12 protein-coding genes are annotated in these 13870 nt (G+C 60.6%); 5 read left to right on the top strand and 7 right to left on the bottom strand.

Annotated elements, in window-relative coordinates:
• The first annotated feature begins 25 nt into the window (after positions 1-25).
• From glpA to glpC, 3 genes are read left to right on the top strand one after another with little or no spacing between them, the layout of a single operon-like run.
• The gene (gene glpA, locus ACVV26_RS15100) at positions 26-1645 is read left to right on the top strand and encodes an anaerobic glycerol-3-phosphate dehydrogenase subunit A (protein ID WP_474798052.1); all 1620 of its coding nucleotides are present in this window, start codon (positions 26-28) and stop codon (positions 1643-1645) included.
• Entirely contained in the window at positions 1635-2891 is a 1257-nt protein-coding gene (gene glpB / locus ACVV26_RS15105; RefSeq protein WP_474798054.1) for a glycerol-3-phosphate dehydrogenase subunit GlpB, read from the top strand. Before glpA ends, glpB begins: the two co-directional genes overlap by 11 nt.
• Complete coding sequence (glpC, locus tag ACVV26_RS15110; protein WP_474798056.1) at positions 2888-4084, top strand: anaerobic glycerol-3-phosphate dehydrogenase subunit GlpC; 1197 nt, start codon at positions 2888-2890, stop codon at positions 4082-4084. Before glpB ends, glpC begins: the two co-directional genes overlap by 4 nt.
• Before the next feature lie 31 nt (positions 4085-4115).
• Here the strand turns inward: glpC and ACVV26_RS15115 are convergent, their stop codons facing one another.
• A complete protein-coding gene (locus tag ACVV26_RS15115; protein WP_474798058.1) occupies positions 4116-5315 on the bottom strand; it encodes a nicotinamide mononucleotide deamidase-related protein YfaY in 1200 nt (399 codons plus the stop codon).
• Between the two features lie 94 nt (positions 5316-5409).
• Complete coding sequence (locus ACVV26_RS15120) at positions 5410-5952, bottom strand: YfaZ family outer membrane protein (RefSeq protein ID WP_474798060.1); 543 nt, start codon at positions 5950-5952, stop codon at positions 5410-5412.
• A 285-nt stretch (positions 5953-6237) separates the two neighbouring features.
• Between ACVV26_RS15120 and katA the strand changes: the two genes are divergently transcribed.
• Positions 6238-7686 (top strand): catalase KatA, encoded by a 1449-nt coding sequence (gene katA / locus ACVV26_RS15125; RefSeq protein ID WP_474798062.1) that lies wholly within the window; start codon positions 6238-6240, stop codon positions 7684-7686.
• 80 nt (positions 7687-7766) lie between these two features.
• Positions 7767-8192: a nucleoside triphosphatase NudI gene (gene nudI, locus ACVV26_RS15130; protein ID WP_151603992.1), complete on the top strand. Its 426-nt coding sequence runs from the start codon at positions 7767-7769 to the stop codon at positions 8190-8192.
• A 1-nt stretch (position 8193) separates the two neighbouring features.
• Here nudI and menE read toward each other — a convergent pair whose 3' ends face one another.
• From menE to menD, 5 genes are read right to left on the bottom strand one after another with little or no spacing between them, the layout of a single operon-like run.
• On the bottom strand, positions 8194-9558 hold the full coding sequence (gene menE / locus ACVV26_RS15135; RefSeq protein WP_474798064.1) for an o-succinylbenzoate--CoA ligase: 1365 nt from the start codon (positions 9556-9558) through the stop codon (positions 8194-8196).
• Complete coding sequence (gene menC / locus ACVV26_RS15140) at positions 9555-10520, bottom strand: o-succinylbenzoate synthase (RefSeq protein WP_474798066.1); 966 nt, start codon at positions 10518-10520, stop codon at positions 9555-9557. Before menC ends, menE begins: the two co-directional genes overlap by 4 nt.
• Complete coding sequence (gene menB / locus ACVV26_RS15145) at positions 10520-11377, bottom strand: 1,4-dihydroxy-2-naphthoyl-CoA synthase (protein ID WP_312978300.1); 858 nt, start codon at positions 11375-11377, stop codon at positions 10520-10522. Before menB ends, menC begins: the two co-directional genes overlap by 1 nt.
• A 9-nt stretch (positions 11378-11386) precedes the next feature.
• On the bottom strand, positions 11387-12157 hold the full coding sequence (menH, locus tag ACVV26_RS15150) for a 2-succinyl-6-hydroxy-2,4-cyclohexadiene-1-carboxylate synthase (protein WP_474798068.1): 771 nt from the start codon (positions 12155-12157) through the stop codon (positions 11387-11389).
• Positions 12154-13824 carry a 2-succinyl-5-enolpyruvyl-6-hydroxy-3-cyclohexene-1-carboxylic-acid synthase gene (menD, locus tag ACVV26_RS15155; RefSeq protein WP_474798070.1) on the bottom strand — a complete coding sequence of 557 codons (1671 nt, stop codon included), beginning with the start codon at positions 13822-13824 and terminating at the stop codon, positions 12154-12156. The genes menH and menD overlap by 4 nt, the downstream gene beginning before the upstream one ends.
• Between the last annotated feature and the right edge of the window lie 46 nt (positions 13825-13870).

Genomic DNA, 13870 nt, shown 5'->3' on the forward strand with positions numbered 1-13870 from the left:
AGCAGAGTGTTGAGAGGACGAGGCGATGAGACCAGAACAAGCGGATGTGGTGATAATCGGCGGCGGCGCGACCGGCGCGGGTATTGCCAGAGACTGCGCGCGACGCGGCCTCAGGGCCATTTTACTGGAGCGCCACGACTTTGCCACCGGCGCGACCGGGCGCAACCACGGGTTACTACACAGCGGCGCGCGCTATGCGGTCAACGATCCAGAATCGGCAAGAGAATGCATTGCGGAAAACCGCATTCTGAAAAGCGTGGCCCGCCACTGTATAGAACCCACCGGCGGGTTGTTTATCACCCTGCCCGAAGACTCGTTTGAATGGCAGCGCCAGTTTATCGATGCCTGCCAGCAGGCGGATATCGACACCGAATTACTCACCCCGCAGGAAGCGCTGAAGATTGAACCCAGCGTCAACCCGGCGCTGGTTGGCTGCGTGCGGGTGCCCGATGGCACCGTCGATCCGTTCCGGCTGACCACCGCCAATATGCTGGATGCGCGTGAACACGGCGCGCTGCTGTATACGTGGCATGAAGTGACCGGGCTGATCCGCCACAATGAGCAGATCCGCGGCGTGCGCGTTTTCGACCATCAGCACGGCGAAACGCGCGAAATCTACGCCGACGTGGTGGTGAATGCCGCCGGGATCTGGGGGGCGCATATCGCTGAGTACGCCGATTTGCGCATCCGGATGCTGCCTGCCAAAGGCGCGTTATTGATACTCGGCCATCGCATAAATCAACATGTGATTAACCGCTGCCGCAAACCCGCCGACGCCGATATTCTGGTGCCCGGCGACACCATTTCACTGATTGGCACCACCTCCAGCCGCGTTGACTACGACCAAATCGACAATACCCGCGTCACCGCCAGCGAGGTGGACATCCTGCTGCGCGAAGGGGCAAAACTGGCTCCGCGCATGGCGCAAACCCGCATTCTGCGCGCCTACTCCGGCGTCCGCCCGCTGGTAGCTACCGATGACGATCCCAGCGGTCGCAACGTCAGCCGCGGCATTGTGCTGCTGGATCACGCTGAGCGCGACGGGCTGGACGGGTTTATCACCATCACCGGGGGCAAACTGATGACCTACCGGCTGATGGCGGAATGGGCCACCGACGCGGTATGCCGCAAGCTGGGCAACACCACGCCCTGCACCACCGCCAGCGCGCCGCTGCCCGGCTCGCGCGAAGAACCGGAAACCACGCTGCGCAAAGTGATCTCCCTCCCGACCATGCTGCGCGGTTCCGCCGTGTATCGACACGGCGAACGCGCCGCCGAGTGGCTGAACGACGCGCGGCTTAACCAAAGCCTGGTATGCGAATGCGAGGCGGTCACTGCCAGCGAAGTGCGCTACGCCGTGGAATCATTAGCGGTCACCAAACTGGTGGACTTACGCCGCCGCACCCGCGTCGGCATGGGCACCTGCCAGGGCGAGCTGTGCGCCTGCCGCGCCGCCGGATTATTGCAGCGCTTCGGGGTGATGAGCGGGATGCAATCCTGCCGCGAACTGTCGCAGTTCCTTAACGAGCGGTGGAAAGGTATCGCCCCCGTCGCCTATGGGGATGCGTTACGCGAGGCGGAATTTACCCGTTGGGTTTACCAGGGATTATGCGGACTGGAAAAGGAGCAACGCCATGAAATTTGATAGCGTGATTATCGGCGGCGGCCTCGCAGGATTGCTGTGCGGGATCAAACTCGGCGAAGCGGGCCTGCGCTGCGCGATTGTCAGCCGGGGCCAGAGCGCTCTGCACTTCTCATCCGGCTCGCTGGATTTACTCAGCCATCTTGCCGACGGCACGCCGGTTAGCGATATCCAAAGCGGGCTGTGCGAGTTAATCAACCAGTCCCCACAGCATCCGTATGCCCATCCGGGCGCGGCGGCGGTGCTGGATTATGCCGATCATGCCGAAGCTCTGTTAGCCCGCGCCGGGCTGACATTACAGGGCCACTGGCGCTACGGCCATTCGCGCCTGACGCCGCTCGGCCAGTGGCGCACCGCATGGCTGAGCCAGCAGGATGCGCCCTGTGCGCCGCTTACCGGCAAACGCATTCGCGTGGTGGGCATCGCAGGTTTTCTCGACTTCGAACCGCTGATGGTGGCCGAGCAATTGAAACAGCAGGGTATTGAGGCCGATACCGCCGAGCTGGCGCTGCCGGTGCTGGACGTGTTGCGCCAGAACCCCAGCGAATTCCGCGCGGTGAACATCGCCCGGATGCTCGACGATGCGCGCTACACGCCGGAACTGCTCAACGAGCTGACCGCCCTCGCGCCAGGCTATGACGCGCTGCTGCTGCCCGCCGTGGTGGGCCTGGAGCAGCCGGACCTGCCCGCGCAGTTACAACACGCCCTGCCCTGCGCGCTGAATTTTATCCCTACCCTGCCGCCGTCGGTGCCGGGGATGAGGATGCACAACGCGCTGGCGCGATATTTCCGCCAGAACGGCGGCATTATTATGGAAGGCGATGCGGTAAACCGCGTCACGCGCAATGAAGCGGGGTTGCACCAGGTATGGACCCGCAATCATGGCGATATCGCCCTTAAGGCGCGGCACGTGGTGCTCGCCAGCGGCAGCTTCTTCAGCAATGGACTGGTGGCCGAGCGCCAGCGGGTTCGCGAAGCGATTTTCGATCTGGATCTGCATGATTACGCCGCTAACGGTGACTGGAGCCACCCGGACTTTTTCCACTCCCAGCCCTGGCAGTCCATCGGCGTAAAAACCAACGACCGTCTCCAGCCGTCGCGTAACGGCGAATCCCTGGAAGGCGTGTACGCCATCGGCACCGTGCTCGGCGGGTTCGATCCCATTACCCAGGGCTGCGGCGGCGGCGTGTGCGCCATTACCGCCCTGCACGCCGCCCAACAGATTATTAATACAGGGAGCAGATTATGAGCCTGAGGGAGACCGGTTTCGAAAGCTGCATTAAATGCACCGTTTGCACTACCGCCTGCCCGGTAAGCCGCGCCAACCCGCATTATCCCGGTCCGAAACAGGCCGGGCCGGACGGCGCGCGGCTGCGTCTTAAAGACCCGACGCTGTACGACGAGGCGCTAAAATACTGCACCAACTGCAAGCGCTGCGAAGTGGCCTGCCCGTCGGACGTCAAAATCGGCGACATCATTCAGCGCGCCAGAGCGGAATATGCGCCGCATAACCCGTCGCTGCGCGATGCGCTGCTTAGCCATACCGACATCATGGGCTCGCTCTCCACGCCGTTTGCGCCGCTGGTCAATGCCGCCACCGCCATGAAACCGGTGCGCCAGCTATTGGATAAGGCGTTGAAAATCGACCATCGCCGCAGCCTGCCGAAATACGCGTTCGGCACCTTCCGCCAGTGGTATCGCAAACAGGCGGCGGCCCAGGCGCAGTTCGCCGATAAAGTGGCGTTTTTCCACGGCTGCTACGTCAATTACAACAATTCCACTCTCGGCAAAGACCTGGTAAACGTGTTTAACGCCATGAACATCGGTGTGGAGCTGCTGAGCAAAGAAAAGTGCTGTGGCGTACCGCTGATCGCCAACGGGTTTGTCGATAAAGCCCGTAAACAGGCGCGGGTGAATGCCCGTTCGCTGGAAGAAGCGATTATTGAACGCCATCTCCCGGTGATCGCCACCTCGTCGACCTGCACCTTCACGCTGCGCGATGAATACCCGCACGTGCTGGATGTGGATACCACCCCGCTGCGCGACAGCATTGAACTGGCGACGCGCTTTCTGTGGCGCAGACTGGAAGACGGCGCAACGCTGAATCTCAAGCCGACGCCGCTGCGCGTGGCCTATCACACCCCCTGCCATATGGAAAAAATGGGCTGGGCGATCTACACCCTGGAATTGCTGAAACGCATCCCCGGCGTGGAGGTGCTGGTGCTGGATTCGCGCTGCTGCGGGATTGCCGGAACCTATGGTTTTAAATCCGAGAACTACCCGACCTCGCAGGCCATCGGCGAACCGCTGTTTAAACAGATTGAAGAGAGTGGCGTGGATCTGGTGATCACCGACTGCGAAACCTGCAAATGGCAAATCGAGATGTCCACCAGCAAACGCTGTGAACATCCGATTACCCTGCTGGCGCAGGCGCTGGCCTGACATGCGCCGGGCATAACGCCCGGCGACACCGTTACTCAATAAAAAGCGATTCCACCACGTTGATCCAGCCGTGATCGCTGGCGATATCTTTGCCGTTCAGCCAGCGGCGCAGAATGTTTAACGCCATCATGGCGCACACTTCCTGGCGTACCTGCACGCTGTGACGGGTGGTGTTGAACTTCACCCGCAACGCGTGGGTGCCTTCCGGGGTGGATAGCGCAAAGTTAAGATGATCTTCTTCCAGCCCCGAGACCGCCAGCGCCAGCCCGGCGAAATGGTTAATCCGCCGCTCTGCGGTCCAGTGGGCAGTCTGGGTCAGGGACTCCGGCTGGGCGGGCACGACTTCGCTCGCCAGCAACGGCGCGCTCTCGCGGGAAAGCTGGAGCGCCAGCAGGCCGCCGGTGAACTGCTCGCTCAGGGTCAGGCTTAGTTGACGCTCGTTAAGGCAGCGGGCGATTTGCGCCGGTAAGCCTTCGGTGCCTTCAAAAATGACGCTCTCCCCTGCCACCTTGCGGATCTCCGGCCACAGGGCTTCCATCGCGGCGCGCTGTTCGCCAGGGCCAGTCAGCTTGAGTTCAATAATGGGCATTGATGAACGATAGCCAATCACCACCTCTGGCGGCAGGCTGAGCCCGTCAAGGCTTTGGGCCAGATCGCTTTCCGAACGGCCAAACGTCGTTAAGCGCAGGCACACCGGCGCGGGCGGCAGCGCAACGCTTTTTTGCAGGCGCGGCAGGATTTCCTGCTGCACCATCTGTTTGAATTCAGAAGGGACGCCCGGCGTGAAGAAAATGCGGCAGCGGTTGAGGGTGATGGCGAAGCCGCAGGCGGTGCCCACCGGGTTATCAATCATTTCACTGCTGGCGGGGATCAGCGCCTGTTTGCGGTTGCTGGGCGCCATCACGCGGCCACGTTCGGAAAAGAACTGCGCCATATGCTCCAGCCATTCCTCATGCAGCACCAGCTCTTCGCCCAGCGCCTGCGCGGCGGCTTCGGCGCTCAGGTCGTCGCTGGTTGGGCCGAGGCCGCCGTTGACGATGAGAATATCGGCATGCTGGCTGCGTTCAAGCAGCACGGCCACTAAATCTTCGAGTTTGTCGCCAACGGTATTGCGGCGGGAAAGCGGGACACCCTGGTTAAAAAAATAATCGGCGAGCCAGGCGGCATTGGTATCAACGATTTGACCGTGCAGCACTTCGTCGCCCGTTGACAGCATTTCTACTTTTAACATTATTTTCTCCGCGAGATGGGAACGCCTTACTATAGCGCAAGCGTGCGGAGAATTTGCAGGAGATGACGCGGCGGAGATGCCGCGTCAGGATGGCTTAGAAGTGCGCGCTTACGCCAACGTACGGGCCGTCGGCGACTTTACTGTCAGCCTCGTTATCTTTGCCCTTCATATTGATGTAACGGTAGCCCGCCTCCACACTAATCGGACGCATGATGGTGAAACGCGCGCCCGCGCTGGCTTCCTGATAGTCATTCACGCCGCTGGAGAGCGAGTCTGGCGAATAATAGTAGTCGCCAAATACGCTGAAATTGTCGCTGAGTTTCCAGCTCAGGCCGCCGCCTGCCGCTAACGCATAGCCTTCATCGCCCGCGTTCGGGTTCAGATAAATGCCTTTACCGCCCACTGTCGCCATAAACGGCCCCAGCGGCAGATTCAGGCCCAGCCCTAATCCGGCAATATCGCCATGATCGTCGTTATGCGCCCAGTTGCCGCTCAGCGCCAGGCCGCTGGTGTCAGTACCCATGCCTACGGCAAGGTTAGTGTATTTTTCACCCGCCTGCCCGCTGATACTGATCGCGCTGGCAGACAGAGAAACCCACATCAAACCGGCTGCGCCGGCTAAAAATAATTTTTTCATTCCTTTTTGCCCCACAAATAACGTCCGCAAAAACTCCACGCAAAGTGCGTAAAACGGCGCATTGTACCGTTATCCCCAGGCTAAGCAATGTATCCATCTATTTCATTAATAGGTTAAGTGTAATCAATTGAAAATAAACATCATTTTAAGAGAAATGCCCGAGCCGATATTTGCGATAGGGGAACACACATTGTTGTTGATCAAGGCACGTTTTAAAAATTAGCGCCATGTTGATATCGAGTATCCACATGGAACTAACGGTTATATTCATTCAGGAGATATAAGATGACTAAAAAAGGATTAACCACCGCCGCAGGCGCACCGGTTGCCCATAACAATAACGTAGCGACCGCAGGCCCGCGAGGTCCCATGCTGCTACAGGATGTCTGGTTCCTTGAGAAATTAGCCCATTTCGACCGTGAAGTGATCCCCGAGCGCCGTATGCATGCGAAAGGTTCCGGCGCTTACGGCACCTTCACCGTCACCCATGACATTACCGCCTTTACCCGCGCCAAACTCTTTTCGCAAATCGGTAAAAAAACCGACCTGTTTATTCGTTTCTCCACCGTGGCCGGCGAACGCGGCGCAGCGGATGCCGAGCGCGATATCCGTGGGTTCTCCATCAAGTTCTATACCGAAGAAGGCAACTGGGATCTGGTCGGCAACAACACCCCAGTGTTCTATCTGCGCGATCCGCTGAAGTTCCCGGATCTCAACCACGTGGTAAAACGCGATCCACGCACCAACCTGCGCAATAACACCTACAAGTGGGATTTCTTCTCCCTCCAGCCGGAATCACTGCACCAGTTGACCATTGATTTCAGCGATCGCGGCCTGCCGTTCTCCTATCGCACCATGCACGGTTTCGGCAGCCACACCTTCAGCTTTATCAATTACAACAACGAGCGCTTCTGGGTGAAATTCCACCTGAAATCCCAGCAGGGCATCGCTAACCTGATGGACGACGACGCTAAACGTCTGGTGGCGGAAGATCGTGAAAGCTCGCAGCGCGACCTGTTCGATCATATTGAAAAAGGCGATTTCCCGCGCTGGAAGCTATATGTGCAGGTGATGCCGGAAGCCGAAGCCTCGCAAACGCCTTATAACCCATTCGACCTGACCAAAGTCTGGCCGCACGGCGATTATCCGCTGATGGAAGTAGGCGAGCTGGAGCTGAACCGTAACCCGGATAACTACTTTGCTGAAGTTGAGCAGGTGGCGATGTCCCCGGCTAACGTGGTGCCCGGCATTGGTTTCTCCCCGGACCGCATGTTGCAGGGCCGCCTGTTCTCGTATGGCGATGCCCACCGCTACCGTTTAGGCGTCAACCATCACCAGATCCCGGTTAACAAGCCGCGCTGCCCGTTCCACAACTATCATCGTGATGGCGCAATGCGCGTAGACGGCAACAGCGGCAACGGCCCAACCTATGAGCCGAACAGCTTTGGCGTTTTCCAGGAACAGCCGGACTTCAGCGAGCCGCCGCTAACGCTTGAAGGCGCAGCGGACCACTGGAACCATCGCGAAGATACCGACTACTTCAGCCAGCCGCGTAAGCTGTTTGAGCTACTGAGCGACCAGGAGCATCAGCGCATGTTCCAGCGCATCGCGGGCGACATGAAAGACGTGCCGGAGTTTATCCAGCAGCGCCAGATTGGCTTGTTCAGCGAAGTCCACCCGGAATACGGCGCAGGCGTCGCCGCCGCGCTGGCCGCCATCAAAGCCGCAAAATAACCGTCAGGCGGGAGTTCAGGCTCCCGCTTTTTCTTTCATCGCGTTACACTCATCCCCTTCTTACGAATAAGGAAATAATCATGCGCCAACGGACTATTGTCTGCCCGCTCATTGAAAATCAGGGTGAGTATCTACTGTGTAAAATGGCCGATAACCGTGGGGTGTTCCCCGGCCAGTGGGCGCTTTCCGGCGGCGGTATGGAGCCCGGCGAAACCATGGAGCAGGCGCTGCGCCGCGAAATCGCCGAAGAGCTGGGCGAGCAGCTGGTCATTTCCCGCGTGACGCCCTGGACGTTCAGCGACGACGTGCGGATGAAAACCTACGCCGACGGCAGCCAGGAAGAGATCTACATGATTTACCTGATTTTTGACTGCGTGGCGGCTAACCGGGATATCGTGCTGAACGAGGAGTTTCAGGATCATGCCTGGGTGAAGCCGGAGGATTTCCCGAATTATGATTTAAACGTGGCGACCCGCGCCACGCTAAGTAAGAAAGGGTTACTCTGATTCAACCGGCATCGCTATTCACCCACTGCTGCAACGCCCGGCGCGAGATCTTAATCCCGCCGTTTTTAAAGCGCGGCGGCAGTGCCAGCCAGCGCACCGGCTGCTGGAAACGCGCCAGCTTGTCGCTGACCCATACCGCAAGGCAGTTGAGATCCAAATCGGCCTCGCCTTCCACTATCGCTACCGGGCGATGCCCAAACTCGCTGTCTGCCAGCGGCACCACAAACACCTGGTTGACCTGCGGATGCGTGGCGATGACCCGTTCCACCTCTTCCGGCTGAATACCCTCGCCCGCGCTAAAAAACAGATTATCGATTCGGCCCAGCACGGTTAACCGCCCGTCGCGAATTTCACCGCGATCGCGGGTCGCGAACCAGCCGTCCTGATTCAGTAGCGGGATGATGGTTCTATTACGCCAGTAGCCGCTGGCGAGGCTGGCGGAACGCAGCCACACTTCGCCATCGACGATTTTCACCTCGCGTTCCGGCAGCGCCGCGCCGACGTCCGGCTGGCCGTCTGCCCGTTTGGCGCACACGGTGGACGCCGCTTCGGTTAACCCGTAGCCGCACCAGCAGGCAATGCCGCGCTCGGTCGCGGCATCGGTTAACGCCACCGGGATCGCCGCGCCGCCTAATAACACCGCGTTGAGGGTCAGCGGGTGGTTATCATTGAGTAAACGCCACAGCTGCGTCGGCACCAGCGAGGCGTGGGTGCAGCCGCGTAGCGCTTCATGCAGCGGAACAGATTCGCGCACCGCCAGTTGCGCGCCTGCCAGTAGCCAGCGCCAAAAAATCCCCTGTCCGGAGACATGGAACAGCGGCAGCGACAGCAGCCAGCAGTCCTCTGGCGAGAACGGGATGGCGGCCAGTACGCCCTGCGCCGAGGCCAGATGCGCCTGGGCGCTGTGCACCGCCGCTTTCGGCAAGCCGGTAGAGCCGGAGGTCAACGTCATCGACGCTATCCGGTTCGGCTGCCAGTCACAGGTCACCGCATCCTCACCCGGCGTAAGCGCCAGCGCGGGAAGGTTATTGAGTAGCGCATCGCATCCCAGCTCCAGCGCATAATCGATATTCAGCGTGGGCAGCAGTTCCTCAAGCAACGCCGACGGAAGCTGCGGATTGAGCGGTAATACCCGCGCCCCGCACTGCATCAGCGCCAGCCAGGCCAGCACCAGTTGCAGGCTGTTGCGACCACGTAATGCCACACCCGCACCTTCGCTAACGCCCTGCTGCGCCAGGCCCGCCGCCAGTGCGTTCACCTGTTGGCAAAGCTGCCGCCAGCTGAGCGTCTGGTCATTGAGCGCCAGCGCAATCGCCTCACCGCGCTGCTGCGCCCAATGCTGCCAGGGCCACTGCGTGAAGATCACAACAGCGGTTCCAGCGCGTCCGTGGACCAGACCGGCAGCGCGCTGTCCGGCCAGGCCCGCACCAACTGCGCCTGCATCAGCGACAGCGTGTCGAGACCGGGGATAGCGTTGGGCGTCAGCCACGCTGCGATGCGCGCCAGCTGGGTTAACCCGAGGCTGGATTCAATCGAGGAGCTGATGACCGCCGTTAATCCCTGGGCATGGGCCGCCGCCACCTGCTCGCGTACGCGATCCAGGCTGCCGGTGAGCGTGGGCTTGATCACCACCGCACTTAAGCCCGGCTCCGCCTGCATCACAAAATCTGCTTCGCGCAGGCTTTCATCCCAGGCGATGGCGATGCCGTTTTCTGCTGCAAAGGCCCGTGACTGCTCGCGGGTTTTACAGGGTTCTTCGAGAAACGCGATGCGCGCCCGGTACTCGGGATTAACGTATTTGGCGAACTGCTGCGCCTTGAGCGGCGTCCATCCCCGGTTGGCGTCGAGGCGCAACGACAAATCCGGGATCGCTTCCAGCAGCAGATTGACCACCATGCCGTCGCGTACCGCTTCATACAAGCCAACCTTGATCTTGGCGACTTTCTCGCCCGGCATGGCGCTGAGCATCGCGAACAGCTCGTCCGGGTCGCCGGTACACAGCGGTGCGGCACGGTAATCGGCGGCATCCGGCAGCGCGCCGGTAAGTTCCGCCCGCGCGCAGCTCAGGCCAAACGCCACGGAGGGCAGTTCCGGCAGCGCGGCGTCCCCGCCCTGCCGCCAGGCGTTCAGCCAGGCCAGCGCGGCATCCGTCGCCTGTTCGAGAGATTCAACGCTAAAGCCGGGTAACGGGGCGATTTCGCCCCATCCCTGCACGCCATTCTCTTCCAGGCGCACCAGTAAACCGTCGCGGGTTTTCAGGCGACGGTCGCGAAGCACAACGCCTGCATCCATCGGTACCTGATACCGCCAGAGTTGTGCCTGTCGCATTACGGGTTCCGTTTGAATTTGCTGAAGTCCGGGTGACGTTTCTCGTTAAACGCGTTACGCCCTTCCTGCCCTTCTTCGGTCATATAGAACAGCATGGTGGCGTTACCCGCCAGCTCTTGTAGGCCCGCCTGGCCGTCGCAGTCGGCATTGAGCGCGGCTTTCAGGCAGCGCAGCGCCATCGGGCTGTTTTGCAGCATTTCGCGGCACCAGCGCACGGTCTCTTTTTCCAGCTCGGCAACCGGCACCACGGTGTTGACCAGGCCCATATCCAGCGCTTCCTGGGCATTGTACTGACGGCACAGGAACCAGATTTCACGCGCTTTTTTCTGGCCGACAATGCGTGCCATATAGGACGCGCCCCAGCCGCCGTCGAACGAGCCGACTTTCGGGCCGGTTTGGCCGAAGATGGCGTTTTCTGCCGCGATGGTCAGATCGCACATCATGTGCAGCACGTGGCCGCCGCCAATAGAGTAACCCGCCACCATCGCCACTACCGGTTTCGGGCAGGTGCGGATCTGGCGCTGGAAGTCCAGCACGTTGAGGTGGTGAACGCCGGAGTCGTCCTGGTATCCACCGTAGTCGCCGCGTACTTTCTGGTCGCCGCCGGAGCAAAACGCTTTATCGCCTTCGCCGGTCAGAATGATCACGCCAACGCTGTCGTCATAACGGGCATCCGCCAGCGCCTGGATCATCTCCTTCACGGTAATCGGACGGAATGCATTACGCACCTGCGGGCGGTTGATGGTGATTTTGGCGATCCCTTCCGGCGACTTGTGATAGCGAATATCAGTGTAGCCTTCGGAGCAGTCCTGCCATTCAATCGGGGCGTTCAGCATCTGTTCATCGAGATGGAGCATGGTGATTCCTTAGTCTGGTTGAGGCAAAAGTGGTGACAGGCTTTCCGCGAAGGCCAGCGGCGCTTCGCGATGGGCATTGTGGCCCGCAGCCGTAATCAGGTGACAGGGCACGTTAAGCGTTGTGGCGATGCCACGAAACTTGCTGTCCTGCTCACCGCAAAAAAAGATAAAGGGGTGCGGCAAATGGCTGAGTTGCCCGCGTAAATCCGCCTGGCGGCCCAGCGAGGTAGCCTCCAGCATATCGGCCAGCGCGTGCGGATTGTTGTGTCTGCGTAGCGCAACCAGTTCTTCACGTGCCGCCGCGCTGAGGGTGGCAAAAACCGGCTGTTGATACCAGGCATTCAGCACCTGTTCGAGGGGCGCTTCACGAAATTGGCTCGCCCAGCGGCTGTCCGACGCGATACGCGCGTCGCGCTCCTGAGGGTCCGTTAATCCTGGATGGCTGCCTTCGACAATCAGCCCCTGCAAACCGGGGCGCGGTTTGCCGCAGGCGTAGTGCATGGCGATGCGCCCGCCCAGCGAATAGCCAATCAGCCAGTACTGGCTAATGGCGTGATGCGCCAGGGTGGCGTCGAGCAGTATGCAGGTCTCATCAAAGCTGGCGACGCGCACATCCGCACTGCCGCCGTGGCCGGGCAAATCGATAAACAGGTGGCCAGGTTCGCTGAACTCAGCGGCCACCTGCTGCCACTCCTGCTGGCTGCCCAGAAAACCGTGCAGCCAGACAAGCCAGGGCTGCGAGGCGGTTTTACCGGGACGCGCGGTCGCATTCAGGATCATGCCTGGCTTACCGCCGCCAGCAGGTTTTGCAGAGTGTGCGTGCCGTCGGTAGAGGGCACGTTAATTTCCACCACGGTGGTGTGAGGCCGCTGCCAGCCTTCGCTCACGGCGGCCTGAAGTTCTTCCCAGGTCGTTGGGTTGCGATATTCAAGGCCAAACATCGCCGCGCCGTGCTTAAACGACACGTTCTGCGGCATACAGTAAAAGCGCTCACGTTCGCTCACCGGGGTTGGCAATAACGAGAAGATTTGCCCGCCGTTGTTGTTCACCACAATCAGCACCAGCGGCGCAGAAACGTGGCGCAGCAGCGCCAGGGCGTTTAAATCGTACAGCGCGGATAAATCGCCAACGATGGCAAGCGTCGGGCGCGCGGTGGCGCGCTGTACCCCGGCGGTGGTGGATATCAGCCCATCAATGCCGCTGGCCCCACGATTGCTCAGCACCGGATAGCTCTGCGGCATCTGCGTCAGCGCGTCCACCAGACGCACCACCAGGCTGTTACCGACGAAGACCTGGCCGTGTTCCGGCAGCAGTTGCGGTAGCCGATGCGCCAGTTGCGCTTCGCCGAATAGCTGGGTGGCGGCTTCGGTAAGTTCCCACGCGGTTTGCGACAGCGCGGTGATGTCCCCGGCCCAGGGCGCACGGTGCTCGGCGGGGTGCCGCTCCAGCCACTCGCTGATGCGCGCGGTTAACCGACGCCCCCGGTGATGGGCCGGATCGAGCCGCCCAATCAGGTGATCCACCAGCCAGAACTCCTGCGGCTGGCAGTTGGCCTGCCATTGCAGTAAACGTTTACCGGTCAGGCTGCTGCCGAACTGGATAACAATCTGCGCTTGCGCCAGTAACGCCTGGGCGCGCGGATTCGCCAGCCACAGATCGGCGCAGGGCAGCGGCTGCCCGGTTTGCGACAGGACATCGCTAATCAGCGGCCAGCCCAGGATTTGCGCCCAGCGTGCCAGCTGTTTGCCTTCCTGCGGTGACATCCTTCCGGCAATGATCACGCCTTTTTTACGCCGCCATGCGCCCCAGTCGTGTTGCTGAGCTGCATAGTGATCTTCTTCGGCCAGCAGCCAGGGCTTGTCGTCCTGCCACCAGTCGCCCAGCGATTCCTGCCAGGCGAGGCCGGTGTCGTCCAACTCGCCGTACAGCGGCTCGGCAAACGGACAGTTGATATGTAATGCCCCGCCGCGCTGCTGGCCTAACAGCAAATCAATCGACGACACCAGCCATTTGGCAGGCGTCTCCGGGCTGGGCTTGGGTAAATCCAGCGCGGCGGTGGGATGAGAAGAAAAGATACCTTGCTGGCGGATCGCCTGGTTGGCACCGCAGTCAATCAGCTCTGGCGGCCGGTCGGCGGTGAGCAGGATCAGCTTTTCGCCGGTCAACCCGGCTTCAATTACCGCTGGATACAGGTTCGCCACCGCCGTGCCGGACGTGACGATCACGGCAACCGGCTCGCCGCTGGCTTTGGCAAGCCCCAGGGCCAGGTGCCCTAATCCACGCTCGTCAAAATGGGTATGGTGAGTCAGGTTGCGATTATCCGCTGCCGCCAGCGTCAACGGCGTTGAACGCGAGCCAGGCGCAATACAAATATGGCGAACGCCGTGGCGGGTTAAGGCTTCGAGGATCACCGTCGCCCAGCGGCGGTTGAAAGTACTAGTCGACATAAGTTGTCCGGTATCAATTTTGCCGCTTTATTATAAAGCGCGCGAC

Source organism: Atlantibacter sp. MEI4A-1023 (assembly GCF_056155425.1).

What these genes read in the sequence shown, in the direction of transcription:
- glpA (WP_474798052.1), top strand. Translation starts at nt 26, where the DNA reads ATGAGACCAGAACAAGCGGATGTGGTGATAATCGGCGGCGGCGCGACC.
- glpB (WP_474798054.1), top strand. Translation starts at nt 1,635, where the DNA reads ATGAAATTTGATAGCGTGATTATCGGCGGCGGCCTCGCAGGATTGCTG.
- glpC (WP_474798056.1), top strand. Translation starts at nt 2,888, where the DNA reads ATGAGCCTGAGGGAGACCGGTTTCGAAAGCTGCATTAAATGCACCGTT.
- ACVV26_RS15115 (WP_474798058.1), bottom strand. Translation starts at nt 5,315, where the DNA reads ATGTTAAAAGTAGAAATGCTGTCAACGGGCGACGAAGTGCTGCACGGT.
- ACVV26_RS15120 (WP_474798060.1), bottom strand. Translation starts at nt 5,952, where the DNA reads ATGAAAAAATTATTTTTAGCCGGCGCAGCCGGTTTGATGTGGGTTTCT.
- katA (WP_474798062.1), top strand. Translation starts at nt 6,238, where the DNA reads ATGACTAAAAAAGGATTAACCACCGCCGCAGGCGCACCGGTTGCCCAT.
- nudI (WP_151603992.1), top strand. Translation starts at nt 7,767, where the DNA reads ATGCGCCAACGGACTATTGTCTGCCCGCTCATTGAAAATCAGGGTGAG.
- menC (WP_474798066.1), bottom strand. Translation starts at nt 10,520, where the DNA reads ATGCGACAGGCACAACTCTGGCGGTATCAGGTACCGATGGATGCAGGC.
- menB (WP_312978300.1), bottom strand. Translation starts at nt 11,377, where the DNA reads ATGCTCCATCTCGATGAACAGATGCTGAACGCCCCGATTGAATGGCAG.
- menH (WP_474798068.1), bottom strand. Translation starts at nt 12,157, where the DNA reads ATGATCCTGAATGCGACCGCGCGTCCCGGTAAAACCGCCTCGCAGCCC.
- menD (WP_474798070.1), bottom strand. Translation starts at nt 13,824, where the DNA reads ATGTCGACTAGTACTTTCAACCGCCGCTGGGCGACGGTGATCCTCGAA.